This is a genomic window from bacterium, assembly GCA_024742285.1.
GTDB lineage: Bacteria > Myxococcota_A > UBA9160 > UBA9160 > UBA4427 > UBA4427.
In genome coordinates, this window is sequence record JANSYR010000016.1 from 104,239 (window position 1) to 130,213 (window position 25,975).

General features: G+C 69.4%; 21 protein-coding genes. 14 read left to right on the forward strand and 7 right to left on the reverse strand.

Annotated features, from left to right (window positions below):
• Positions 1-28: 28 nt before the first annotated feature.
• The 4 genes from NXI30_24000 to NXI30_24015 all read right to left on the reverse strand — a co-directional run bounded on the left by NXI30_24000 (position 29) and on the right by NXI30_24015 (position 6,043).
• Entirely contained in the window at positions 29-769 is a 741-nt protein-coding gene (locus tag NXI30_24000; protein ID MCR9097293.1) for a hypothetical protein, read from the reverse strand.
• 186 nt (positions 770-955) lie between these two features.
• A complete protein-coding gene (locus NXI30_24005) occupies positions 956-1,729 on the reverse strand; it encodes a DUF481 domain-containing protein (GenBank protein ID MCR9097294.1) in 774 nt (257 codons plus the stop codon).
• A 140-nt stretch (positions 1,730-1,869) separates the two neighbouring features.
• Positions 1,870-2,712: a mechanosensitive ion channel gene (locus tag NXI30_24010; protein ID MCR9097295.1), complete on the reverse strand. Its 843-nt coding sequence runs from the start codon at positions 2,710-2,712 to the stop codon at positions 1,870-1,872.
• 274 nt (positions 2,713-2,986) lie between these two features.
• Entirely contained in the window at positions 2,987-6,043 is a 3,057-nt protein-coding gene (locus NXI30_24015; GenBank protein MCR9097296.1) for a DUF748 domain-containing protein, read from the reverse strand.
• Positions 6,044-6,248: 205 nt separating this feature from the next.
• On the opposite strand from NXI30_24015, the gene NXI30_24020 reads away from it, so the two are divergent.
• Genes NXI30_24020 through NXI30_24040 form a run of 5 tightly spaced genes read left to right on the forward strand, consistent with a single transcriptional unit; the run spans position 6,249 to position 10,341 of the window.
• A complete protein-coding gene (locus NXI30_24020) occupies positions 6,249-7,061 on the forward strand; it encodes an NAD kinase (protein MCR9097297.1) in 813 nt (270 codons plus the stop codon).
• Positions 7,061-7,519, forward strand: coding sequence for a protoporphyrinogen oxidase HemJ (gene hemJ / locus NXI30_24025; GenBank protein MCR9097298.1), 459 nt, complete (start codon positions 7,061-7,063; stop codon positions 7,517-7,519). The genes NXI30_24020 and hemJ overlap by 1 nt, the downstream gene beginning before the upstream one ends.
• Positions 7,520-7,560: 41 nt before the next feature.
• Positions 7,561-8,478 carry a pyrroloquinoline quinone biosynthesis protein PqqB gene (pqqB, locus tag NXI30_24030; GenBank protein ID MCR9097299.1) on the forward strand — a complete coding sequence of 306 codons (918 nt, stop codon included), beginning with the start codon at positions 7,561-7,563 and terminating at the stop codon, positions 8,476-8,478.
• A complete protein-coding gene (gene pqqC, locus NXI30_24035) occupies positions 8,475-9,215 on the forward strand; it encodes a pyrroloquinoline-quinone synthase PqqC (protein MCR9097300.1) in 741 nt (246 codons plus the stop codon). Before pqqB ends, pqqC begins: the two co-directional genes overlap by 4 nt.
• 4 nt (positions 9,216-9,219) lie before the next feature.
• A complete protein-coding gene (locus NXI30_24040; protein MCR9097301.1) occupies positions 9,220-10,341 on the forward strand; it encodes a methyltransferase in 1,122 nt (373 codons plus the stop codon).
• On the opposite strand, the gene NXI30_24045 is transcribed toward NXI30_24040, so the two are convergent.
• Complete coding sequence (locus NXI30_24045) at positions 10,230-10,988, reverse strand: rRNA pseudouridine synthase (GenBank protein MCR9097302.1); 759 nt, start codon at positions 10,986-10,988, stop codon at positions 10,230-10,232. The two genes, NXI30_24040 and NXI30_24045, sit on opposite strands and share 112 nt — an antisense overlap.
• Positions 10,989-11,215: 227 nt before the next feature.
• Here NXI30_24045 and NXI30_24050 point away from each other — a divergent pair, with 227 nt between their 5' ends.
• Positions 11,216-12,538, forward strand: coding sequence for an aspartate kinase (locus NXI30_24050; GenBank protein MCR9097303.1), 1,323 nt, complete (start codon positions 11,216-11,218; stop codon positions 12,536-12,538).
• Between the two features lie 37 nt (positions 12,539-12,575).
• Positions 12,576-13,901 (forward strand): cytochrome P450, encoded by a 1,326-nt coding sequence (locus NXI30_24055; GenBank protein ID MCR9097304.1) that lies wholly within the window; start codon positions 12,576-12,578, stop codon positions 13,899-13,901.
• A gap of 119 nt (positions 13,902-14,020) precedes the next feature.
• Here the strand turns inward: NXI30_24055 and NXI30_24060 are convergent, their stop codons facing one another.
• Both NXI30_24060 and NXI30_24065 read right to left on the reverse strand, forming a co-directional pair.
• Positions 14,021-15,343 (reverse strand): hypothetical protein, encoded by a 1,323-nt coding sequence (locus tag NXI30_24060; protein MCR9097305.1) that lies wholly within the window; start codon positions 15,341-15,343, stop codon positions 14,021-14,023.
• 236 nt (positions 15,344-15,579) lie between these two features.
• Complete coding sequence (locus NXI30_24065; GenBank protein MCR9097306.1) at positions 15,580-16,365, reverse strand: dienelactone hydrolase family protein; 786 nt, start codon at positions 16,363-16,365, stop codon at positions 15,580-15,582.
• A 130-nt stretch (positions 16,366-16,495) separates the two neighbouring features.
• Between NXI30_24065 and ilvD the strand changes: the two genes are divergently transcribed.
• From ilvD to NXI30_24100, 7 genes are read left to right on the forward strand one after another with little or no spacing between them, the layout of a single operon-like run.
• The gene (gene ilvD / locus NXI30_24070) at positions 16,496-18,364 is read left to right on the forward strand and encodes a dihydroxy-acid dehydratase (protein ID MCR9097307.1); all 1,869 of its coding nucleotides are present in this window, start codon (positions 16,496-16,498) and stop codon (positions 18,362-18,364) included.
• 25 nt (positions 18,365-18,389) lie between these two features.
• A complete protein-coding gene (selD, locus tag NXI30_24075) occupies positions 18,390-20,672 on the forward strand; it encodes a selenide, water dikinase SelD (GenBank protein ID MCR9097308.1) in 2,283 nt (760 codons plus the stop codon).
• 48 nt (positions 20,673-20,720) lie between these two features.
• Positions 20,721-21,761 carry a phosphotransferase family protein gene (locus tag NXI30_24080; GenBank protein ID MCR9097309.1) on the forward strand — a complete coding sequence of 347 codons (1,041 nt, stop codon included), beginning with the start codon at positions 20,721-20,723 and terminating at the stop codon, positions 21,759-21,761.
• Positions 21,762-21,764: 3 nt separating this feature from the next.
• Positions 21,765-22,916, forward strand: coding sequence for a trypsin-like peptidase domain-containing protein (locus NXI30_24085; protein ID MCR9097310.1), 1,152 nt, complete (start codon positions 21,765-21,767; stop codon positions 22,914-22,916).
• Between the two features lie 42 nt (positions 22,917-22,958).
• Positions 22,959-24,092 (forward strand): TRAP transporter substrate-binding protein, encoded by a 1,134-nt coding sequence (locus tag NXI30_24090; protein MCR9097311.1) that lies wholly within the window; start codon positions 22,959-22,961, stop codon positions 24,090-24,092.
• Positions 24,082-24,600 (forward strand): TRAP transporter small permease subunit, encoded by a 519-nt coding sequence (locus NXI30_24095; GenBank protein MCR9097312.1) that lies wholly within the window; start codon positions 24,082-24,084, stop codon positions 24,598-24,600. Before NXI30_24090 ends, NXI30_24095 begins: the two co-directional genes overlap by 11 nt.
• Positions 24,597-25,958: a TRAP transporter large permease subunit gene (locus tag NXI30_24100; protein MCR9097313.1), complete on the forward strand. Its 1,362-nt coding sequence runs from the start codon at positions 24,597-24,599 to the stop codon at positions 25,956-25,958. Before NXI30_24095 ends, NXI30_24100 begins: the two co-directional genes overlap by 4 nt.
• Positions 25,959-25,975: the final 17 nt, after the last annotated feature.

Sequence of the window (25,975 nt, forward strand, 5' to 3'; positions counted from 1 at the left end):
CGTTCGCTCGGCCCGCGGCGGCGTTCGCCTAGCGGCGCTTCTGCTTGCGCTGGCGGAAGCCCTTGCGGGCGGGCTGGCCCTGGGCCGCTCGGTACTGCGCCGGCGGCTTCTCGAGCTGGAGGCCGAACCAGGCCATGCCGAAGCGCTTCATGTTGAGCTTCTTGCCGTTGCGGAGGCGATCCAGGTTCTCCTGGGTCGACTCGTTGCTCTTCTCGACCTTCTCGGCGGCGAGGAGCTTGTCGAGCGCCTTCTCCTTCTCGCCGTCCTTGAGCGCCATCCACGCCCACACGTGGTAGGGCATGATCTGCTTCTTGGCCGCGCGGATGCACGTATCGAGCGCGTCGTAGGCCTGCTCCTTGCGCCCCTTCCGGTAGTTGAGCGCCGCGAGCGCCATCTGCGCCTCGGTCGCTCGGTACCCGGACTGCGGGAGATGCGCTTCGGCCCGCGCCTCGTCGCCGCTCGCATAGGCCAGCAGCCCGATCTGCGCGTGGATCTGCCCCTCCAACAGGATCTGCCAGCGGGACATCGGCATGAGCTCTTCGAGGGACTGGATCGCGAGCGCCGTCTGCCCGGACTGGATCATGCGCTGGACGTCCATGAAGCGCGGCTCGACCCGGCGTGCCATCACCCGCGAGATCACGATGAAGCTCACGACCGAGACGAGGACGAAGAGCACGAGACCCATCTGCCACGTCTTCCACAGCGCGAGCGCCGTCCAGATGCCGCCGCTGGCCGCGCCGATCAGGAGTGCGATGAGGATCGTGTACATGGGTCCGGGATTCCTGGCAGAGGCTCCGAAGGGCGCCCTCGAGCGGCGCGGAGCGCGCGGATCCTAGCGGATCGAGCCCGAGGGGGTCAGCGCCCCCGGACGCGCCCCCGAAACGACGACGCCGCCCTCCGCGCGAGGCGGAGAGCGGCGTCCAGCGACCGCTCGCGCGGTCGGCGCGAGCCGCGGCTAGAACTTGTATCCGACGCCGATCGTCGTCTGCGTCGTCAACGCGTTGTTTTCCTGGGGTGCGTCGTTCACGAACTCGGCGAGGAACCCCAGTCGAAGGTCCCAGGCCTCGGTCAGCGGAACGGCACCGCTCAGCTCGGTGCGGAGGATGTAGGCTTCGGGGCGGTTGGCCGGCATCCGGGCACTCCCCGTGTGCGTGTACTCGATCTTGCCGTCGAAGAGCAGGTTCTTGTACTCGAACGACGCCACGATATCCGCGAAGTTGTCGGCGCTCTTGTCCGAATCGGGGTCGTTCGCGTTCCCGTCGTACTGTTCGTAGCGGTAGCCGACACCCACCAACAGGTCGAAGTGCTCCTTCGGCGCGTCCTCTCCCAGCCACGCCCGGTAGCCCGGGCCGGTGTTGATCAGGAAGCGGACGTCGCGGTCCTGCGTACCGTCCCTCGAGAGCTCGGACCCGGTTCCGACGAAGAAGCGCTCCGTGAACGTGTGCTTGTGTGTCCCGAACAGGGCCTGCGAATCCTGGGTCGTGTCGTCCACGTCGCTGCCCTTCTCCCGCGTGGTACCGAGCGTGCCCAGAAATCGGAGATCGAGTTCGTCGTTCTCCCAGGCGCGCGCGCCCTTGATGTCGAGCGTGCCGGACGTCGTGTCGATCGTGCCGGTCTGCGCGCTGAAAGAGAGGCCTATGTCGCCCGACCAGCCTTCGTCTTCCGCCGTCGCGGCAGTCGCCACGAGGAGCATCATCGCGGCCACCGCCGCCGAAATCGTTCGAATCATCGGAATCTCCCCTGGGACGCGCGAGCGACTCGCCTACGCGCGTCCGGATGTACGAAGCGCCGCGGCTGTCGCCGCGGCGCCCGTGTTCTAGCGAATTTCCACGCTGCGGAAAGTCGCGTTTCGTTGCTGTCGACCCGCGCCTAGCGCGCCGGCATGTCGATGACGTGCACGTCCGTCTGCGGGAACGGGATGTTGCAGCCGCCCGCTTCGAGTTCTTCCTTCAGCGCGCGGGTCAGATCCCAGCGCGTGGGCCAGTAGTCGCCGGCGTTGCACCAGGGGCGCACGACGAGGTTGACCGAGGAGTCGGCCAGCTCGGAGACGGCGATCGTCGGGGCGGGATCCTTGAGGACCCGGTCGTCGGCGGTGACGACGCGCTCGATGATCTCGATCGCCTTGCCGATGTCGTCGCCGTAGCCGATGCCCATGACGAGGTCGATCCGGCGGGTTTCGTTGTAGGAGTAGTTCTTGACGATGTCGCCGTAGACCGCGCCGTTCGGGATCACGATTCGCACGTTGTCGCCGGTGTGCATGATCGTGTTGAAGATCGCGATCTCCTTGACGGTCCCCGCCTGGCCCGCGACCTCGACGAAGTCACCGACGCGGATCGGCCGGAAGATCAGCAGCATGACGCCGGCCGAGAAGTTCGACAGCGTGCCCTGGAGCGCCAGACCGACGGCCAGGCCGGCGGTACCGAGGACGGCGATCAGCGAGGTCGTCTCGATCCCGAAGAGATTCAGGACGGCGATCAGGACGACGCCGAGAATCACGTAGTAGAGCATGCTCGAGAAGAAGGGGATGAGAGACTGGTCCGTCCCCGCCTTCGTCAGTGAGTTGCTCAGCTTCGAGCGAGCCCAACTCGCGATCGCTCGACCGATGATGAAGACGACGATCGCGCCGATCACGCTCAGGCCGTACTCGATGATGAGGTTGCCGGTGGTCTCGACCAGACCGGTCATCATTTCGCTCGCTTCGTTCGGATCCATTTTCTCGATTCTCTCCTGGAGGGATGCGGTGAGGGTGCTCTCGTCCGCCCACCGACTGAATGCGAATCAGTACGTTACCCGTCACAAGGATTCACAAAAGAAAAATCGACCGCGAGGGCACGTTTGCTTCCAATCGTGGACCCGTCGCCAAGCATGCGAAACGAAAACGTCGTAATTCTGGAGCCCTAGCCCCTCATCTCTCAGGCAGGGTCTGCAAGGTGGCCCAGCGTCAGGAACGGGCTCAGGGCACGAACGCCGCCGCCCGGGAGCCGCGTCAGTCGGCCGTGAGCTCGAGCAGAGCCGTGACCGCGTCGCCCTCGGCGGCGGGACCGATCTCGACGTCGACCAGGAAGAGCCGATCCGGCGAGAGCTCGGCGGTCGCCAGCAGCGCCCCCTGGATGGCCGCCGCCCGGGCCAGCGCGAGCCGGCGCCAGTCGGCCTCCTCGAGATCGACCTGGGCCGCGAGGGCGTCGAGGGCGGCCTCCGCGACGACCCGGTCGCGCTCTTCGCCCCGCGGCGGGAGCGCATCCGCCGGAACCAGGTCCCGGGCGCGCTGGCCGAGTCGTGCGCGAGCGAGGCGATCGAGCCCCTCCAGGCGATCCTCGGCATCGAGCTCGACGTTCGACGGATCCCTGAGGCGCTTCCGGGCCCGACTCGACATCTGCTCGTAGGCGTCGAGCCGCACCGCGGCCTCGACCTTCTCCCGGCGCAGCCCGGGCTCGTCGGCGACCGGATCCGCACGCCCCCGGATCTCGAGGCGGAGTGCCGGGCGTTTGACCAGGATCGGCACGAGGCTGGCCAGCTGGCTGCCTTCGAGCTCGGAGAGACGCGGGGAGCCCGAGGCGAAGGCCACCTGCGCGAGGTCGTCTCCGGACGTGCCCACCAGGCCGGCCACGGCGGCGAAGGGCGACTTCGCGACCTTGGTCACGACGTTGACGAGCGCCTTCCTCAGTAGCCGGAAGACGGAGAAGCTCGGGTCGTCGAGATCGCCTTCGATCGGCAACGGGATCTCGATGTTCCCCGACGTGTCCCGCATGACGGCGACGGCGAGGCCGACGGGGAGCGACGTGGCGTCTTGGCTCTCGACCCGGCGGCCGAACTCGAACTGGCCGAGGTGCACGAGGTTCGACGCTTCGAGGTGGCGCGCATTGACCTTGTAGGCGAGGTCGAGGCCGAGCTTGCCGCGATCGATCGCGAGGCCGACGAAGCGGCCGGAGTACGGCGTGAAGGCCGGGAGCGAGACGCCCTGGACCTCGATCTCGACGTCGGTATACGCGTCGCCCGAGAGCGGATTGATCTGCCCTGCGATCCGGATCGGCGCCACTTCGTCGATCTTGCCCGCGAGGGCGATGCGCGCCCGGGCGACATCCTCGGAAGAGAGCCCCTCGATCGTCCCGGTCAGCGCATCGAGGGAGATCTCGAAATGCGGATCCTGGGAGAGATCGTCGAACTCGGCCCCGATCGCATCGAGGGTGATCTTGCCGATCTCGATCCGTGGTGCGGGCGATCCGGAGCGGGCCTCGTCACTCGCCGCCTCCGCCGGCGAATCGGCCACCCCATCGCCCTCGGGCTCCCCGCCCGCGAAGATCGCACCGAGATTCGTGGCGCCGTCGGCGCCGATCACGACGTGGGCGAGCGCTTCGGACAACGCGATCTCGCCGATCCGGACCCGATCGCTCGACTCGCCGGATGCAGCGGCCGTCGCGAAGTCGAGGTCCTCGATCCGCAGGCTGTCCCACTCGAGGAAGGGGCGCTCGAGACGCCGATCGATCGTGAGCAGGTCGTCGAGCTGGACGCGCCCCGCCGCGGTGATCGCCATCGGTCCCGCCTCGCCGCTCGAGCGAACGTCGACGTCGAGCGTCGCCGAGAGCGAAGCGCTCGGCACTTCGAGTCGCGCCACGTCTTCGAGGTAGGGCTGGTAGGGACCGAGCGCGATCGAGTCGAGCTCGATCTCGAGCTTCGTCGCCAGCGGGTCGAGGGTGAACGGACCTGCGATCGCGAGCTTCCCGGCCTCACCCACGCCGGTCGAGAAGCGCAGCCCGAGCTCGGTGCCCGGCGCGCTCGCATACCCGGTGAGCTCGAGATCGAGTGGTCCCACGGCGAGCGAGACCGGTCGCGCGGCGCTTCGATCCTCGATCGCGACGTCGAGCGCGCGAAGGGCGATGCGATCGATCGAGATCTCCGGCGCGCGCGACGACGCGTCCTCGGGAGCCGGCTCGGCGACCTCGTCGGACGGCGCGGCCTCCGCGGCCGTTTTCGACCCGACCGGCGTGAACAGGGTGGCGAGATGGACTTCTCCGTCCGGGGCGACGTGGGATCGGACGCGTCCCCCTTCGAGCGCCACGTCGGCGACGTCGACCGAGACGAGACCTTCGGGATCGATCCGGGCCGCGATTCCGGACAGGTCGAGGGCCGGGACCACGACGACGGGTCCCTCGATCTCCGGATCGAGGATGCGGAGGTCCCGGAGACCGACGCTCGCGTCTTCCACGGTGAGATCCAGGCCTTCCGAGAGGTCGAGGTCGTAGCGCGCAGACACGGCGAGGTGTCCGCCTTCGACCTCGAACGCAAGCTGATCGGAGAGGAAGTCCCAGGGCAGGCGTAGCTCGAACCTCTCGAGCGCGAGCTCGCCCTTCGACCGGATCGGCTCGAGCCCGACGGTTCCCGTCCAGATCAGGGCCGTCTCGTCGCCGATCCGGATCGAAATCGAGTACGGGGACTCGGCCCCGGCGCGCGTCGTGAATCCCTCGACCTCGAGATCGAGGGGCTTCACGGCGACGGCGAAGGGGCGCGTCCGGGAGAGGTCCTCGAAGCGAAAGTCGCCCCGCTCGATCCGGATCGAGCCGACGTCCACGACGGGGAGCTCGGATTCTTCCTCGTCGTCCGCTTCGACGGGGGCTTCCTCGCTCGCCTCGGGAAGGAACGCCAGCAGGTTCAACGCCCCCGCCTCGTCGATCACCGCGGAGATCCTCGGCTCGACGAGGACGACTTCTTCGAGCGCCAGGTTCGCGATCAACAGGTTCAGGATCGACACGTCCGCGGCGAACGTGGTGAAGGCGACCGCGTCTCCGCGTCCGGACGGGTCGGGGAGCGCGAAGTCGTGGAGCGAGAGGCGCCAGCCGAAGGGATCGAAGGAGACCGTCTCGAGGCTCGGGCGCGTTCCGGTCTGCTCTTCGACGACCGCGACGAGCTGGGACTCGACCACCGAAGGGACGACCAGGTAGCCGAGGGCCAGATAGAGGACGAAGAGTGCGGCCGCGGCGAGGCCCACCTTCCGACGGGTGGAGAGGGGCGACGAGGCGTCGCGCGCGGGCGCTTCCTGCTCGGACATCGGAGGGGTTCCAACGAATCGGCGGCGACGGCTGGGGGCGACGCCAGAAAGGGGGATCGGGGGCGCGCGGACGAGGACCGTCACGCGGGAGCGCGAGGATACCCGAGGCCTTCCACGATCGGGAGAGGCGATCACACTTGCTATTCTCCGCGCGTCCGAACGAGCGGTCACCCGCACGAGCCTTCCCCAACCCGGGTCGCATTTCATGAGCAACGACAGCGCAGAATCGACCGGCGACGCGAAAACCTTCGCCGACGCCGAACACATGGCGTTCGTCGCGGCCCGGACCGAGCCCGCCCAGGCCGCCCTCGCCCAGCTCGAAGCGCTCTATCCGACGAAGCCGGCGACCGACGCGGACGTGATCGTCGCCCTCGGCGGGGACGGCTTCATGCTCCAGACGATCCACCGCTTCATGGCCCAGGGGACGCCGATCTACGGGATGAACCGCGGTTCCGTCGGCTTCCTGATGAACCCGTTCTCGACGGACGACCTGCTCGGCCGGATCCGTCGGGCCGAATGCGCGCGGCTCAACCCCCTGCGGATGGTGGCCCACCTCGAAACGGGCGCGAAGGTCGAGCTCCAGGCGATGAACGAGGTCTCGATCTTCCGGCAGACGCGCCAGGCGGCGAAGCTCCGGGTCTTCGTCGACGGCGTGATCCGGCTCGAGGAGATGACCTGCGACGGGGCGCTCGTCGCGACGCCGGCGGGCAGCACGGCCTACAATCTCTCCGCCCACGGCCCGATCCTGCCGCTCGATGCCGGCGTCCTGGCGCTGACTCCGATCAGCGTCTTCCGCCCGCGGCGCTGGCGCGGCGCGCTGATCCCCCGCTCGTCGAAGATCCGGGTCGAAGTGCTGGAAGCGGACAAGCGCCCGGTCTCCGCCGTGGCGGATTCGACGGAGATCCGGGAGGTCGTCGCGATCGAGGTCGAAGAAGACCGGGACGTCGAGGTCCAGGTCCTCTTCGAGGCGGGGCAGAGCCTCTCCGAGCGCAACCTCGCGGAGCAGTTCAGCCTCTGATGAGCGCCTTCCTGATCGCGATCTACCCGTGGATCAAGGTCCTCCACGTCCTGGCCGTCATCTCCTGGATGGCCGGTCTGCTCTATCTCCCGCGCCTCTTCGTGAACCACGCGCAGGTCGAGGTCGGGACCGAGACGAGCGAGGTCTTCAAGGGGATGGAGGACCGCCTGGCGCGGCTGATCATGCGGCCGGCGATGATCGTGAGCGTCGGGGCGGGCCTCGCGATGGTCTCGATCCCGGGAACGCCCGGCTACCTCCCGCAGGCCGGCTACTGGATCTGGCTGAAGCTGCTCTTCGTGGGCGCCCTGCTCCACATGCACTTCCTGCAGATGCGCTGGCGGGACGACTTCGCCGAAGACCGCAACCAGCGCGAGCACCGCTTCTACCGCATCATGAACGAGGTGCCGACGCTGCTGATGATCGGCATCGTGATCTGCGTGATCGTGAAGCCCTTCTGAGCGGGCGCGCCTCCCGCTCCCCCTTCCATGGACACCCCCCGATGAAGATCTTCGTGCTCGGCTCCGGCGCCGGTGGCGGCTTTCCCCAGTGGAACTGCAACTGCCCGAATTGCAGCGGTCTGCGCGCGGGCACGATCCGGTCGAGCGCGCGCACCCAGTCTTCGCTCGCGATCAACGATGGCGGCGAGGACTGGCTCCTCGTGAACGCGTCCCCGGACCTTCGCGCCCAGCTCGAGACCTGTCCCGCCCTCCAGCCCGCGCGCGCCGTCCGCGACACCGCGATCGCGGCAGTCCTGATCGTGGACGCACAGATCGACCACACGACGGGCTTGATGACCCTTCGCGAGCACACCCAGCGCCTCCCGGTCTACTGCACGCCGAGCGTCCACAGCGATCTCACGACGGGCTACCCGCTCCTGAACGTGCTCGAACATTTCCGGGGCGTCGACTGGCGTCCCGTGGATGCCGTCGGGCGCGTCCCCTTCCGGGTACCCGAGCTACCCGGGATCGAGCTCCATCCGATCCCGCTTCCGGGCGAAGCCCCGCCCTATTCACCCCGTCGCCACCAGCCCGCGGAGGACGACACGATCGGCGTGACCTTCGTCGATCGCGCGAGCGGCAAGCGCGTCTTCTATGCCCCCGGCCTCGGCGGCTGGACCGACCTCGTGATCGAGCAGGCGGAGCGGGCCGACGTCGTACTGATCGACGGCACGCTCTGGAAGGACGACGAGCTCGCGGATCGCGGCGCCGCCGACAAGACCGGCCGGGAGATGGGCCACCTCGCGCAGACCGGAGACGACGGGATGCTCGAGCGGCTCACGCCCCTCGCTGGGCGCAAGATCCTGATCCACATCAACAACACCAACCCGATCCTCGACGAGGCGAGCCCGGAACGCGCGAAGCTCGCGGCCGCCGGAATCGAAGTCGCCTACGACGGCATGGAGATCGAAGTCGCATGACCGCAGGAGCCCCGGTCCAGACCCGCGCGGAGTTCGAGGCGCGCCTGCGCGGGATGGAGCGCTTCTATCACATCCACCACCCCTTCCAACTCGCGATGAACGAGGGGGGCCTCGATAAAGAGGCGGTGCGCGGCTGGGTGGCGAACCGCTTCTACTACCAGATCCAGATCCCCCGCAAGGACGCGGCGATCCTCTCGAACTGCCCCGACCGGAACGTCCGGCGCCTCTGGATCCGGCGGATCCTCGATCACGACGGCGAGGCGGGAGACGGCGACGACTCCGGCGGGATCGAGGCGTGGCTGCGACTCGGCGAATCCGTCGGCCTGACCCGCGAGGAGATTCTCGACCAGCGACACGTCCTGCCCGGCGTCCGCTTCGCTGTCGATGCCTATGTGCGCTTCGCGCAGACGGCGCCCTGGCAGGAAGCGGCCGCCTCGTCGCTGACCGAGCTCTTCGCGCCGACGATCCACCAGAAGCGTCTCGACAACTGGCCGACCCTCTATCCGTGGATCGACGAAGGCGGCTACGACTACTTCCGACGACGCCTGGGCGAAGCGCGCCGCGACGTCGAGCACGGCCTCCAGCTGACCCTCGACGGCTTCGATACCCGCGCGCTCCAGGACCGCGCGGTCGAGGTGCTGCAGTTCAAGCTCGACATCCTCTGGACGATGCTCGACGCGATGTGGATGGCCTACGTCGAGAAGCGGCCTCCCTACGCCGGTTGCCCCGAGGCATGACGCGATGAGTCGGCGGGACCGGAAGCCCGAGGCGCTCGTCCTCGACGAAGGGGTCCTGCGCGAAGGCCCCGTCTGCGAGATCGGCGGCGCCCTCGCCGTCGAGGCCTGCGGCGGGCTCGTCGTCACGCCCTGGCGCAACCGCTACCGCGCCGCCGAGATCGCCGACCTCGAGGTGGCTTCTTCGACCGAAGGCGTGGGCGACGCCTCGTTCTCGCAGGTCGTGGTCCACCTCCAGAAGGGCCGCGCCGCGACCGCTTCGGATCTCGCCGAGGCCTGGCGGATCCTCGCGCCCGGCGGCCAGCTCCTCTTCGCCGGGACCAACAGCGTGGGCGTCACCTCCGCGGTCAAGCGCCTCGCCAAGGCGCTCGACCAGTCCCCGATCGTCGTCACGAACCGGGCCCGTGCCCGAGTCGTGCGCTTCAAGAAGGACGAAGGCCCCGGCCCGGAACGCGAGGCCACGCCCGACATCGAGGCGTACGTCGACGCCCTCGACGGGACTCGCCACCCCCTGGCCCTCGAGACGCGCCCCGGGGTCTTCAGCGCGAAGAAGCTCGACACCGGGAGCGAGCTCCTGCTGGGCGCCCTCGCCGGCTTCGTCGGCCACAAGCCGCCGAAGCGGATCGTCGACCTCGGTTGCGGCACCGGCGTCCTGGGCCTGGCCGCCGCGACGCTCTATCGGGAGGCCGAATGCCTGTTGGCCGACGCCGACGCGCGCGCCGTCGCTTGCACCCGCGCGAACGTCGCCGCCCTGGGGCTTTCCGCGCGATGCCGGGTCGAGTGGTGGGACGCGCGGGAGACGCCGCTCGGTGACCGCTTCGATCTCGCGCTCGTGAACCCGCCCTTCCATCAGCACGGGACCGAGGTCGACCTCGGACCGGCCCTCGCGCTCTTCCGGAGCCTCGGGACCTGGCTCGGCCGGAACGGACGCGCCCTGGTCGTCGCGAACCGGACGCTGCCCTACGAGCAGGCCCTCGCCGAAGAGGGGCAGGTCGAGACGGTGGCCTCGACGCGCGGCTACAAGCTGCTCTCGCTCAAGAGGAGCGCCCGCTCCTCCGGAGCGAGAGGACGGAGATCCCCAGGCGCCAGATCCGGCGGCAGATCGAGCGCGGCCACCCGGTCGCGGTGAAGCGTGGTCACCGTCGCGCCGAGGGCCCGGAACATCCGGCGTACCTGATGCGTGCGTCCCTCGCGAAGGACGAGCGTCGCCCGCCCATCGTCCTCGACCACGAGCTCGGCGGGACGCGTCGGCTTGTCCTCGCCGTTCAACAGGATCCCCTCGCGGCAACGCGCCGCGGCGTCCTCGGGTAGCGCCCCCCGATACTCGACCCGATAGCGCTTGGCGACCTTGCGGGTGGGGTGGGTCATGCGATGGATGAAGTCGCCGTCGGTCGTGAGCACGAGAAGGCCCGAGGTCTCGCGATCGAGCCGGCCGGCGATCTTGAGCGATCGCGCGCGAAGGCGCGCGTCGAGCAGGTCGAAGACGAGCGGCGCCTCCCGCTCGTCGTGGCTGCACGCGACCCCGACCGGCTTGTGCATCAGGAAGTCCGCCCGCGAGACCGGAGACTCGACCGGGGCTTCGTCGAGCGCGACGACCTCGTCGCCGATCCGCCGGCTCGCGTCCCGGCAGACCTCGCCGTCGACGGTGACGCGCCCCTGCTTGATCAGGGCGCGGGCCTGCTTTCTCGACGCGAGACCCGCGCGCGAGAGGAAGCCATCGAGACGCGGCCCTCGCTCCCCGTTCCGTGCCTGGTCGCCCGATCCCGTGGAAGTCATGCGGCGACGAGTCTATCCGATGCCAGCTGCCGGCCGGTGAGGGCAGGGCCCCATCGGAAGGCGACGCGCAGGACGGCCGGGATGCCTTTGAAAGCCATCCCGGGACGAGTACACTGCGCGCCCGATTTTCGCGCGGAGGTCGCCCTCCCCGCGCGCGTCCGAGAACCGGGGCCACGCCGCGTGCGCTCCTTCCTTCCTCCCCTCCTCCCTCCAGTCCGGTCCTTCGCATGAGCATTCGTGTCTGCAAATTCGGCGGCAGCAGCGTGGCCGACGCCGGCCAGATGCGAAAGGTGCGCGCGATCGTCGAGGCGGAGGCAGAGCGACGCTTCGTCGTCCCCTCCGCGCCCGGCAAACGAAGCGCCGACGACATCAAGGTCACCGACCTTCTCTACCGTACGAACGACGCAGCGACCGCCGGCGAATCGATCGAGCCCCTCTTCGACCAGATCGCGGAGCGTTATCAGAAGATCGTCGCGGACCTCGGCCTCGACTTCGATCTCGACCCCGCCCTCGCCGAGGTCCACGACCGGATCGCCGGCGGCGCCGGGGCGGACTACGCAGCGAGCCGCGGGGAGTACCTGAACGGCGTGATCCTCTCGAAGCTGTTGGATCGTCCGCTGATCGACCCGGCGACGATGATCCGTTTCGACGCGGACGGCCGCTTCCTCGCGGAGGAGACGCAGAAGGCCGTCGCAGAGCGGCTGGGTTCGGAGGAGACCGGGGTCGTCCCCGGCTTCTACGGCGCCCTGCCCGACGGCTCGATCAAGACCTTCTCCCGAGGTGGCTCGGACGTGACGGGCGCGATCGTGTCCCGCGGCGTCGGCGCATCGGTCTACGAGAACTGGACCGACGTCTCGGGCCTGCTGATGACCGACCCGCGGATCGTCGATTCGCCGCGGACCATCGGCGAGCTCACCTATCGCGAGCTCCGCGAGCTCGCGTACATGGGCGCAACCGTTCTCCACGACGAGGCGATCTTCCCCGTGCGCGAAGCGGGCATCCCCGTTCACATCAAGAACACCAACGCGCCCGACGATCGAGGGACCGTGATCGCGCGGGGCGGCCTCGAGGGGGCGCCGACGGGCCGCGTGACCGGCATCGCCGGCCGCAAGGACTTCACGATCATCGCCCTCGAGAAGACGCTGATGAACGCCGAGATCGGCTTCGGCCGGCGCCTGCTCGGCGTCCTCGAGGCCCACGGCCTGTCCTGGGAGCACATCCCGAGCGGAATCGACACGCTCTCGATCGTGCTGAAGAGCGATGCGGTCGAGGGCCGCCTCGACGATCTCCTCGAAGCGATCCGAAGGGAATGTGCGCCCGACACGATCGAGGTCAACGCGGGCATCGCGCTGATCGCGACCGTCGGGCGCGGCATGAGCCACGTTCCCGGAACCGCGGCCCGGCTCTTCGGCGCGCTCGCCGACGCGGGCATCAACATCCGCATGATCGATCAGGGATCGAGCGAGCTGAACATCATCGTGGGCGTCGAGAACGGCGACTTCGAGAAGACCGTGCGCGTGATCTACGACGCCTTCGTGGACGGCGCGTGATCGTCGCCAAGCGCCGGGCGCTCGTCGGAGGAGACGCGTGAGCGCGGCGGGGGCATCCGCCCCTCTTCCCTGGACCGCCGCCCCTCGCGTTCCGGGCCGTCTGCCCTGGATCGGCCCCGGGCTGTCGCTCCTGAACGACCCGACGGCCTGGTTCCAACGCCAGCGCCAGCGCCTCGGGGACACCTACGTCTTCGAGACCTTCGGGTACCGCGTCTTCAACGTCTTCTCGCCGCTCGGTGTGAAGAACCTGTGGGCGCTCCCGGAAGCCAGCGCGAGCAAGGGCGTCGGCGACTTCGCGCTCCTCTTGCACAAGGTCCCGGCGGAGCTCTTCGACGGGCGCCGGACGTTTCCGCACGGCCTCTTCGCCCGCGAGAACGTCGAGGTCTACCTCGAGAACCTGCGCGAGGCGGTCGACCTCGAGCTCGCGGGTCTCGGGCCCGGCGGCGAGGTCGAGGCCTTCGCATTCACCCGTCGTCTGGCCCATCGCATGGGGCTCGCGTCCTGGGGCTCGCCCCTCGCGACCCGGCCCGGGCGCCTCGAGCGATTGATCCCGGCCTTCGATGCCCTCGACAGCTCCGAGTCCTTCGTCCACCCGTCGAAGGGCTTCTTCACCTGGGCGACGGGCAAGCGTCGCGAGAAGGCCGCACTCGCCGAGATCGAATCGGTCTATCGCGAGATCCTCGCCGAGCGCGACGCGATCCCGGAAGCGGCGCGACAGGAGGGCTTCTTCGCCGAGCTCTGTGGAAACTGGGAGGGTGAACCAGAGGACGTGCGGGCAACCGGGATCGCCCGCGACGTGATGCTGGTCCACATGGGCAGCCAGTCGAATCTCTTCGCCGCGATGGCGTGGACGCTGGTCCATCTCCTGGAGCGCCCGCCCCTGCTCGAGCGGGTACGCGACGGCGACGAGCGACTGCTCGAGCAATGTGCCCACGAATCGATCCGTCTGCGCCAGCGCTCGATCGTGCTGCGGCAGATCCTGCAGCCCTGCGTGATCGAGGACGAACACGCCGCCTATCAGCTCGAGCCCGGGCTCTTCCTGGCGACCATGATGTCGGTCACGAACGTGCGCGGGATCGAAGGCCTCGACCGGTTCGATCCCGAGCACTACGCGAACGGACCGATGTTCGCGCGCCAGGGCGAGCTCCCGGCGCGGGAGTGGGTCACGACCTTCGGCCACGGCGCCCACTACTGCCCGGCGGCCCGCTTCTCGATCCGCGCCATCTGTCTTGCGACCCAGGCCCTCGTCGACGGCTTCGCCCTCGAGCCCCGCTTCCGGGACCCCCAGCCGCGGCGGCGCCAGATCGGCGGGGTCGCGCGCGCGGATCGCGCCTGTCGGATCGGCTACACGGCGCGGGGCTGACGCGCTCGCCCGCGGTCGGCATCTGGGCGTCGTTCCGAAGCGAAGACGCCGCCCACCCCGCACGGTGGACGGCGCCCGCCTCCCTCGAATGGGTGGCGTCCGGGGATGTCGGATCCGGTCTACTCGTCGACGGCCGTGCCGATCAGGGTCGGCACGATGCCGCCCAGATCGAGGGAGGGCACGTTGGCGTTGCCGGTGAGGTCGCTGCCGATCACGATCAGCGCGCCTTCGCCCGCGTCGTCCTGGTCGGCATCGATGGCGTCGCCGTCGTTGCCCTGGACCAGCGTCTGCAGGAAGACACCGAAGAAGCTCCCGTCACCCGCCTCCGTGAGGTCCACGCCGTCCTGGCTCAGACTGTCGTCGAAGGAGGAGCGGCTCACCTGCACGAAGAGGTTCCCGGCGTCTTCCTCGTCGATCTTGAAGCCCTCGTCCTCGTTGGCGCTCGAGTCGGTGCCGCGCACGATCACGACCACGTCGCCGTCCCCTGCTTCGTCGAGGTCGAGACCCTCGTCCCGGTTGTCGCGGATCGAGAGCCCGATCAGCACCGCCTGCAGGTCCCCTTCGTCGGCCTCGTCGATGTCGAGGCCGTCGTCGAGGTCGTCGGTTCCGGTCTCGCCGTTGCCATGGATCTGCGTCGCGGCTGCGAACAGGGACACACCCCCGGCGCCCGTGTCGTCGAACTCGATTCCGTCCGCGAGGTTGCCGTCTACCGTGGAGAAGACGACGGAGCCGCTGATCCCGCCGTCGCCGCCGTCATCGACGCGAATCCCGTCGAAGTCCGCCGGACAGCCGGTCAAGACCGTCTCGCCGTCGAGCTCGAAGGGCGTGCCGGTGTCGAAGCCTCCGGCGAGGGTGCCGTTGTTCGTGATCGTCGAGCCCCAGACCGAGATGTCCATGCTCGCCGCCGGGTCGACCGGATAGGGATCGACGCAGTCGGGGTGGATCACGTCGTCGGTGTTGAAGCCGGTCGTCGTCTGGCCGTCGAAGAAGACGCCGTGGAAGCGCGCGCCGTCGACGGTCACGTTCTCGAGGACGAGTCGGATCGTGCCCTCGGCGTCGGCGGGCACGAAGACGCCGATCCCGTTGTTCGGGCTGTCGTAGAAGCCCAGGCTCTGGATCCGGAGGTTCCCACCGCCGGTCGAGGCGAAGAGCCCGCCGTCCCAGGCCGGCGCCGGAAGCGCGCTCTCGGAAGCGGTCACGCTCGATCCGCGCCCGACCAACGCCAGGCTCTGCGAGCCGGTGTAGGTCACGTCGGAGTCGACGACCACGTCGAGGCCGCGCGTGAAGACGATCCTGCGAATCGCGCCGTTCGCGTTCGCCGCTTCGACGGCGGCACGGAAGGACCCCGGACCGTCGTCCGCCCCGGTCGTCACGCGGACCGTGCCCGCGGCGAATCCGACGGACGCGGCCATCGTCGTCGCCATCGCGACCGTGGCGCCCATCCTTGCAAGATCGAACCGAACCTTCGAGAGCATGCGTCATCCTCCAACGCGTTGGTGTGGAGGGGAGGCTACGAGGCAACGACGGCAGGGCCGTGGCGGCGCCGTGCCACGAATGCACGTTCCCGCGAAGCGCGCATCGACGCGGGTGGCGAACGCATGGCCTCGGGATGGCGGGCGTCACACGAACGCAACACGGACGATCCCACTCGATCGGGATCTTCAGGGAGCGCGCGCGATCAGGCCGATCGGAGGCGCTCCGCGAAGAAGGACATCACGCGGTCGAGGGCCGCCTTCGTCGGATGTCCCTCTTCGTCGATCAGATGACGCGTGACGACGCTGTGGGCGTCCGCCGGATTCCCGTGCGGGTTCTGCTTCGAGGAATCGATCTCGATTCCTTCGAACCCGTCGCCCAGCTCGCGCCGGAGCGTCTCGAAGCGTTCGGGCGGACACATCGGGTCGCCGGTGAAACGCAGACCGAGCACCTTGCAGCCATTCTCATCGACGCGCTGCTTGACCACGGCCAGGTCCTCGTCCGAGAGATGGAGCGCGGCGCGACGCTCCGCGCCGAACGGGAACGGCAGCGAAGGCTGGGAGAGCACGGGCGCCATCACGGCCTCGTCGACCATCATGGCGAGACCGAAGTTCCCGGTGAGGCACATCCCGATGCATCCGACGCCGGGCCCCCCGCATTCCTCATGGGCCTTGCGCGCGAGCGCGCGGAGCCAGACCGTGATCGGGCTCGACCCGCGGCTGGCGAGGACGTGGAACTCCCGCGCGATGCAGGCGCGGGCCATCGACTTCAGGGCGTAGCCGTTCGAGAAGGGCTTGCCCGGCGTCCCGATCAGGTCGGGCAGGTAGACGCGGTAGCCCGCGTCGACGAGGCGGTCGGAGAACTCGATGACGGCTTCGTAGATCCCGGGGATCTCCGTCATCACGACGATGCCGGGCCCCTCGCCGCGGACGAAGACGTCCCGGGTCAGTCCGTCGTGGGTGAACGAAGTCGTTTCGTATTGCTCGAGCATGCGCAAAAGCCTAATTCAGCCCAGCGACGTCCGGAAGGATTCGCCGATTCCGCATGAGAGGGGACCCCTATCCGTTCGTCCTCGAAGGCTTTTTCGTGCGGCCCCGGGAGGCGCCCCCTATCCTGTCGCCATGCAGGGATACCGCAGCCGCACGACGACCTTCGGACGCAACATGTCCGGCGCGCGCGCGCTCTGGCGCGCGACGGGCATGACCGACGAAGACTTCACCAAGCCGATCATCGCGATCGCCAACTCCTTCACCCAGTTCGTTCCGGGCCACGTCCACCTTCATCCGGTCGGACAGAAAGTGAAGTCGATCATCGACGGAGCCGGAGGCTGGGGCGTAGAGTTCAACACGATCGCCGTCGACGACGGGATCGCGATGGGCCACGACGGGATGCTCTACTCCCTGCCCTCTCGCGACCTGATCGCGGACAGCGTCGAGTACATGGTGAACGCCCACTGCGCCGACGCGCTGATCTGCATCTCGAACTGCGACAAGATCACCCCGGGCATGCTGCTCGCGACGATGCGGCTGAACGTGCCGACGATCTTCGTCTCGGGCGGTCCGATGGAAGCGGGCAAGATCGCCGGAACCCACGACCGCGAGGGTCGCAAGCTCGACCTGATCGACCCGATGATCGCCGCCGGCGACGACGAGGTCTCCGACGCGGAGCTCCTCGAGATGGAGCGCTCCGCGTGTCCGACCTGCGGCTCCTGCTCCGGCATGTTCACCGCGAACAGCATGAACTGCCTGAACGAGGCGATCGGCCTCGCGCTACCCGGCAACGGAACGATCGTCGCGACCCACAAGCGCCGCTGGGAGCTTTTCGAGCGCGCTTCGAAGCGGATCGTCGAGATGGCGAGGCAGCACTACGTCGATGGCGACGACTCGGTGCTGCCGCGATCGATCGCGACCTTCGAGGCCTTCGAGAACGCGATGGCGCTCGACATCGCGATGGGCGGCTCGACGAACACGATCCTCCACCTGCTCGGGATCGCCCAGGAGGCGGGCGTCGACTACACGATGGCCGACATGGATCGGCTCTCGCGGCGCGTCCCGAACCTCTGCAAGGTCGCCCCGGCGACCGAGAAGTACCACGTCGAAGACGTCCACCGCGCCGGCGGGATCTTCACGATCCTCGGCGAGCTCGATCGCGGCGGACTGATCCACCGGGACGTCCACACGGTCCATGCGAAGACGCTGGGCGAAGGCATCGACCAGCACGACCTCCGTCGCCCCACCGCCCTCGACGAGGCGAAGGCGTACGCCCTCGCCGCCCCCGGCGGCGTCCGCACGAACGAGGGCTTCTCTCAGGACAAGTACTTCGACTCGACCGATGACGACGCCGAGAACGGCTGCATTCGCGACGTGGAGCACGCCTATTCGACCGAGGGCGGCCTCGCGATCCTCTTCGGCAACATCGCGGAGGACGGCTGCGTCGTGAAGACAGCGGGCGTCGACGAGTCGATCTGGCAGTTCGAAGGTCCGTGCCGGGTCTTCCACTCCCAGGACAACGCCTGCGATGCGATCCTGAACAACCAGGTCAAGGAAGGCGACATCGTCGTCATCCTCTACGAGGGCCCCAAGGGCGGACCGGGTATGCAGGAGATGCTCTACCCGACCTCGTACCTCAAGTCGAAGAAGCTCGGGAAGGCCTGCGCGCTCATCACCGACGGGCGCTTCAGCGGCGGGACCTCCGGCCTCTCGATCGGCCACGTGTCCCCGGAAGCGGCGGAGGGCGGCGCGATCGGACTCGTCGAAGAAGGCGATCGGATCAGGATCGACATCCCGAACCGAACGATCGATCTGGTGGTCGACGACGAGACCCTCGCAAAGCGGCGGAAGGCGATGAACGAACGCGGCGACGCGGCGTGGACGCCCAACCGCAAGCGCGAGGTGTCCCAGGCGCTCAAGGCCTACGGGATGATGGCGACCAGCGCGGCCAAGGGCGCCGTTCGCGACATCGACCAGCTCGTCGAGCGACACAAGATCTGATCCGACCGGTGCGGCGGCCCCTCCTTTGAACACGGAGACGAAGACGGCGACCGATCGCAAGACCGTCGTTCTGGTGGGCGGAGGCCACGCCCACGTCCAGGTGCTCCGACGCTGGGCGATGGATCCGCCGCAAGCGATTCGTCCGATCGTCGTCCTCGACCGTGCCGTCGCCGTCTACTCGGGCATGGTGCCCGGGCTCGTCGCCGGGGACTACCGCGCCTCCGAGCTCGAGATCGACGTCGTCCCCCTGGCCCGCCGCGCCGGCGCGGGCGTCGTCCTCGCCCCGGCCCTCGACCTCGACCCGGTCCGCCGCGAAATCCAGATCGAAGGTCGCCCACCGCTCCGATTCGACCTGGCCAGCCTCGACGTCGGCTCGACCGTCCGCGGCCTCGACCTGCCCGGCGTTCGCGAGCACGCCCTCGCGACTCGCCCGATCGGGCGCTTCGTCCGCGAGGTCGAGACGCAGGTGGAACGCCTGAAAGCGCTCGGCGGACGCCCCCGGATCGTGCTCGTCGGGGGTGGCGCAGCGGGCGTCGAGCTCGCCTTCACGCTCGACAGCCGACTCCGAGGCGAGGGAATCGAGCCCGAGCTGCACGTGCTCACGAGCGACGACGCGCTGCTCCGCGGCGCCGCCCCCGCCGCTCGATCGGCGATCGCGCAGGAAGCCGCCGCGCGCGGGATCGAGACCCACACCCACCGTCGCGTCCTTCGCGTGGAAGCCGGGGGCGTGGTGTCGGAGGACGTGACGGCCGCGGGCGATCGCGGGAGCGAGACCCTCGCCGCGGATCTCGTGGTCTGGGCCGCGGGCGCGGCCTCGGGCGCGTTCCCGGCGCACGAGGGCGTCTCACGGCTCGCGACCGACGACGAGGGCTTCCTGCTGGTTCGCGACACGCTCCAGGCGGAGGGCCACGACGACGTCTTCGCCGTCGGCGACTGCGCGCGGCTCTCCAGCCATCCCTGGGTGCCCCGCGCCGGGGTCTACGCGGTCCGTCAGGGTCCCGTCCTCGAGCGGAACCTGCGCGCGCGGGCCGAGGGCGGAAGGCTCCGCCCCTATCGCCCACAGCGGGACTTTCTCTCGCTCTTGAATCTCGGTGGCGGCCGGGCCCTCGGCGCGAAGTGGGGGCGCGCCGCGAGCGGTCCGTCCGTCTTCCACCTGAAGGACTGGATCGATCGCCGCTTCATGGATCGTTTCCAGATCCTCGACGACGAAGGACGGGTGCGTCCGGCGAACGCGAAGCTCGGCGCGATGGGCGACGACGAGGAAGAAGAGATGGCCTGCGGCGGCTGCGCGGCGAAGCTCGGCGCCGAGCCCCTGTCGGCGGCCCTCGCCGCCCTCCCGAAGCCCCCGCCCGACCAGAGCGTCGTGCTCGGTCTCGACGCGCGGGACGACGTCGCGGCGACCCGCGCCGAGGGCGGAGGGACGACGCTCCACAACGTCGACGTGATCCGCGCCTTCTGCGACGACCCGTGGCTCGTCGGCCGCGTCGCCGCAACGAACGCGCTCTCCGACCTGCATGCCAAGGGCGGCCGGCCGCGTCACGCCCAGGCGATCATCGGCCTGCCCGAGCTCCCGCCTCAGGCCGCGCAGGAGGAGCTGTTCCAGACCCTCGCCGGCCTGCGCTCGATCCTCGACCCTCTCGGCGTCTCGCTCCTCGGTGGACACACGACCCTCGGCGATGCGCTCACGGTCGGCCTGGCCGTGTCCGGCGACGGTCCCTCTCCCGATGCGTTGCTCCGGCAATCCGGCGGGCGGCCCGGCGACCGACTCCTGCTCACGCAACCGATCGGCACCGGCGTGCTCCTCGCCGCGGACATGCAGGGACTCGCGACCGGCGCCCAGGTCGAAGCGGCCCACGGGGCGATGCAACACACCAACGACGTCGCCGGTCGACTCGCCCTCGAGATCGAGGGCACGCATGCCGCGACCGACGTGACCGGCTTCGGTCTCGCCGGGCACCTGTTGACCCTGCTCGACGAAGGCGCCCTCGACGGGCGCCTCGACCGCGAGCAGGTGCCGATGCTGCCCGGGGCCCGGGGTCTCTGGGAAACGGGGCTCCGATCGACGGCCCACCCGGCCAATCGGGATGCGTTCGGAGAACGGCTCCGCGGCGCCGACGATCTCGACGAGGCCTGGCTCCTCGATCCGCAGACGGCGGGTGGCCTCCTCCTCGCGGTGGCGCCCGAGGCGGTCGACGCGACGATCGCCGCCTTCGAAGCGGCGGGGGAGCCGTCGCCCGTGCCGATTGGCACGCTGGTCCCGTCAGCGGGCGCACGCCCGGTGATCGAGGTGGTCGACGGCGCGGCCTGACCGGGCGGTCGTCCGCGTGGAGGCGCGATCCCGCTACACTCGCGCGCCATGAAGGGCATCCAGCAAGACAACCTCGACCGCTATTTCGCCGAGCACATCGCGGGCGTTGCGCCGCCGCTCCGCTTCGACATGATCGTCGGCGGCCACTCCAACCTGACCTACCTCGCCGAGGACGCGAAGGGCCGAAAGATGGTCCTGCGACGCCCCCCGCTCGGGATGGTCCTCGCTACCGCCCACGACATGTCCCGAGAGCACCGCATCCTCGCGGGTCTCGGTGGCAGCGCCGTCCCGGTCGCGCCGGTGCTCGCGCTCTGCGAAGACGAGTCGGTGAACGACGCGCCCTTCTACGTGATGGAGTACGTCGAGGGCGACGTCCTCACGACGCCGGGCCAGACCGAGAAGACCGTCCCCGCGGACCGACGCGAAGCGCTCGGGATGCACATCATCGAAACCCTGGCGCACCTCCACGACATCGAGCCCGACGACGTCGGTCTCGGCGACCTCGGACGCCGCGAGGCGTACCTCACCCGCCAGCTCAAGCGCTGGAAGGGACAGTGGGAGAAGTCGAAGACGCGCGAGCTGGCGGCGATGGAGGAAGCGCACGCGCTCCTCGAGTCGAAGATGCCGGAGCAGAACGGGGCTTCGATCGTCCACGGCGACTACCGCATGGGGAACTTCCTGTCGGACGGAGCGAACGGCCGGATCGCCGCGGTGCTCGACTGGGAGCTCTGCACCCTGGGCGACCCGATGGCGGACGTCGGCTACTTGATGAACGACTGGAACGGCCCGAACGACTCGCGTCCGACCGCGAGCGGAACCGGCGAGTCGGCGATCTCCTGCGGCGGGTTCCCGACGCGGGAGGCGATGCTGGCACGCTACGAAGAGCTGACCGGCCGGAGCACCGCCGGCGTCGACTACTACCGCGCATTCCAGTACTGGCGCCTCGCCGCGATCGTCGAGGGGGTGCTCGCTCGCTATCTCAAGGGCGTGATGGGCGACGGCGGCGACACCGAGCGCTTCCGCAAACAGGTCGACGCCCTGGCCGAAGCCGCCGTCGAGCTGGCCAGCTCGGACGCACTCCAGGGCTAGTCGATGCGCGTCGTCTTCTCGGCTGCGGTCTCCCTCGGACTGATCCTCTTCGGGGTCTGGATCGGGAGCCTCGTCTTCTCCGTACCGACGCCGGCGGTCGCGGAACCGGAGGGCCCGGCCGTCGCCGAGCCTGATAGGCCCGTTCTGGCACCGCCCACCCCGCTCTCCGCCCCCGATCCGGCGCTCCTCGAGAGCGAGCGCAACACGATGGACGTGTTCCGCCGCGCGGATCCCTCGGTCGTCTTCGTGACGAACAACGCGCTCCGCCGCGACTTCTTCTCGATGGACGTGACCGAGGTGCCCCAGGGTGCCGGATCGGGCTTCCTGTGGGACGAGCACGGCCACGTCGTCACGAATTTCCACGTCCTCGAAGGCGGGCAGACCTTCTCGATCACCCTGCCCACAGGCGTCACCCGCGATGCGCGCGTCGTCGGCGTCGAGCCGCGCAAGGACCTCGCCGTTCTCCATTTCGATACGGAGGGGCTCGACCTCCAACCCCTTCCGCTCGGCGCGAGCGCGAAGCTCGCCGTCGGCCAGAAGGTCCTCGCGATCGGCAATCCCTTCGGCCTCGACCGGACCCTCACGACCGGCATCATCAGCGCCCTCGGCCGCGAGTTCCCGACCCAGGGCGGCTTCGTGATCGAGGACGTGATCCAGACCGACGCGTCGATCAATCCGGGCAACTCCGGCGGCCCCCTGCTCGACTCACGGGGCCGCGTGATCGGCGTGAACACCGCGATCTACAGCCCGAGCGGTGCCAGCGCGGGCATCGGCTTCGCAATCCCGATCGACACGGTCCAGCGGATCGTCCCCCAGCTGATCCGCTTCGGGCAGGTCCGCCGCGTCGGCCTCGGCGTGCGTGTGCTCCGGGACCAGATCGTCCAGCGCTGGGGAATCGCGGGCGTCGGCATCCACGAGGTCGCGCCGGGCAGCGAAGCCGAACGCGCAGGCCTGCGCAGCGTCGTCGCCGACCGCTACGGCCGCGTCGCCTCCGTCGACGTGGTCATCGCGCTCGACGGCGCACGGATCGACGGCTTCGCGGCCCTCGCCAACGCCCTGGACGGTCGGGAGCCTGGCGAGAAGGTCACGCTTTCGGTCCTGCGCGACGACGAGATCCTCGAGATCGAGATGCGCCTTCAGGAACTCGGGCGCTAGGCCGCGCGCGACGCTTCGGGTCGAAGCGGAGAGGAGCCCCGGTTGTCCAGACGCGAAGCCCTCGTCGCCGTCGTGATCGCGTTCCTCGTCGGCGTCCTCGCCGCAGGCTCGCTCCGGTCGGCGCGCGACACCGCGCCCGCGAGCGGCGAGGCCGTCGCGAGCGGCCCCTCCGTGCGCTGGCGCGTGACGAGCGCCTTCGGCACCCATCTCCCCGCCCTCGGCGACAACCCCGTCGAGGTGGCCGATGCGCTCCGGGCGGCGACTGGAGGGCGGATCGACTGGACCGTCGACGATCCAGGCGAAGTCGTCCCCGCCTTCGCAATCGTCGAAGCGGTCAGCCGGGGCAAGATCGAGGCCGGTTATACCTGGCTCGGTTACGACCAGGGGAGACTCGCGGTGTCGGTGCTCTTCGGCGCCGTCCCCTTCGGCATGACGCCCTGGGAGTACACCGCCTGGTGGGTCGGCGGCGGCGGGGGCGACCTGGCCCGTGAGATCTATCGACCGCTCGGCGTCGAGCCGATCCTGTGCGGCATGATCGGTCCGGAGACGGCGGGCTGGTTCCGAAAGGAGGTGAACGCCCCCGAAGACGTCGAGGGCCTGAAGATCCGCTTCGCCGGCCTCGGCGGACGCGTGCTTCAGCGGCTCGGTGCGTCGGTGACGATGATGCCGGGGGGCGAGCTCTTCCAGGCCCTCGAGAAGGGGGCCATCGACGCGACCGAGTTCTCCCTGCCCGCCGTCGACGAACGCCTCGGCTTCGATCGCGTGGCGACGTTCAACTACTTCCCCGGCTGGCACCAACCGCACACGACCTTCCATCTCGTCGTCCACAAGCCGACCTGGGACGCGCTGCCGGAGAACGACCGCGCCACGATCGAGCTCGCCTGCGGCAACGGCGTCTACCGCAACTTCGCCCGCGCCGAGGCGAGTCAGGGTCCCGTGATCGAGGCCCTCGCGCGCAAGGGCGTGCAGACGCGATCGCTCTCGCCCTCGCTCCTCGCGATCCTCGAGGCCGAGGCGAACGCGGTCCTCGAAGAGGAAGCGAACGCGGATCCCGGTTTCGCGCGCGTCCTCGCCCACCAACGGGCGTTCCGGGCGCGCTACGCGAGGTGGCGCGCCCTCGCCTATCCCGACCCCGACGGCCCCGGCGGCCCCCACGGAGACGCCGGTGGCGACTGAAGACGGGCCGTCGCCGCGGGGTGTGAACGCCGCCCTCGACCGGATCGGGGACGCGATCTCCTGGATCTGGATCGCGCTGATCGCCGTGATCGTCTCCGCGGTCGTGCTCCGCTTCGTGTTCGGCGTCGGCCTGATCCAGCTCGAGGAGCTCCAGTGGCATCTCTACGCCGTGGGCTTCCTCGCCGGAATCGTCGGCTGCGTCGTCCACGACCGTCACGTGCGCGTCGACGTGCTGCGCGAGCGCATGCGCCCGCGTACCCGGGACTGGATCGACTTCTACGGTGTGCTGCTCTTCCAGCTCCCGCTCGTCGTCCTCGTCCTGTGGAGCGCCGCTCCCTTCGTGGCGGAGAGCTTCCGCGCCGGGGAGGAGTCCGCGTCCGCCGGCGGCCTGCCCTACCGGTGGCTCCTCAAGGCGGTTCTCCCGCTGGCCTTCGCCGCGCTCGGCGTGGCGACCCTGACCCGGCTGCGCCGCCTGTACCGATCGCTCTTCCCGGAGACGGACGCGTGAGCGTGCGCGAGTGGCTCGCCGTCGCGATGTTCGCGTCGTTCATCCTGGGCATCCTGTCGGGCTTTCCGGTCGCCTGGGTCCTCGGCGGGATCGCCATCCTCTTCACGGCGATCGCGATCATCGTCGAACGCGATCTCGGGTTCTTCACGGGCGTCGACTGGAGCTACGCGTCGCTGGTCGCCGATCGGATCTGGGACCTGATGGACAACTGGGTGCTGGTCGCGCTGCCGATGTTCGTCTGCATGGGCCTCCTCCTCGATCGCGCCGGCATCGCCGCCGATCTCATGCGCGACGTGTCGCGCCTCTTCGGCCGCGTGCGGGGCGGCCTCGCGGTGACCGTCGCCCTGATCGGCGTCGTCCTCGCCGCGAGCACGGGGATCATCGGCGCCAGCGTCGTGCTGCTCGCCCTCCTCGGACTCCCGCCGATGCTCGAGGCCCGCTATGCCCCGACCTACGCCGCGGGGACCGTGTGCGCCGTCGGCACGCTCGGAATCCTGATCCCACCAAGCATCATGCTCGTCCTGATGGCGGACCGTCTCGCGATGTCCGTCGGCGATCTCTTTCTCGGCGCGATGATCCCCGGCCTGCTCCTCGCGTCGCTCTACATCGTGTTCCTCGTCCTCTGGCCGGCGCTCCGACCCGAGATCGCGCCGGCCCCGGAAGACGCCGAGGCCGTCGAGCTCTCCCTGGTCCTCTCGGTCCTCCGGGACATCGTGCCCGCCGCCGCCCTCATCCTCGCCGTCCTCGGCAGCATCTTCTTCGGCGTGGCGACCCCGACCGAGGCCTCCGGCGTCGGTGCGTTCGGCGCCCTCTGTCTCGCCGGGTGGCGCGGGCGACTCGGTCGCAGCGTCCTCCAGGACGTGCTCCGCGAGACCAGCCTCACGACCGGCTATCTCTTCGGCATCTTCGTGGGGGCCTCCGCTTTCGCCCTCGTCCTGCGCGGACTCGGCGGCGACGAGCTGATCGCCCGCGCCCTCCTGGGCCTCCCCTTCGGTCCGAACGGCGTCGTCCTCTCGATCCTCTTCGTGACCTTCCTGCTGGGCTTCTTCCTCGACTGGATCGAGATCACCTTCATCGTCCTGCCGCTCGTCGCCCCCGTCGTCGTCGAGCTCGGCTTCGACCTCGTCTGGTTCACCGTCCTCTTCGCCGTCTGCCTCCAGACCTCGTTCCTCACGCCGCCGGTCGGCTTCGCCCTCTTCTACGTGAAGGGCGTCGCCCCTCCGGAGATCGACGTGCGCACGCTCTACGTGGGGATCCTCCCCTTCGTGGGCTTGCAGCTGCTCGGCCTCGCCCTCATCTTTGTGTGGCCGGAGCTCGCGACCTGGCTCCCGGCGCAGGCCTATGGCGACGGTCCCTGACGGGGACCGGCGTACGG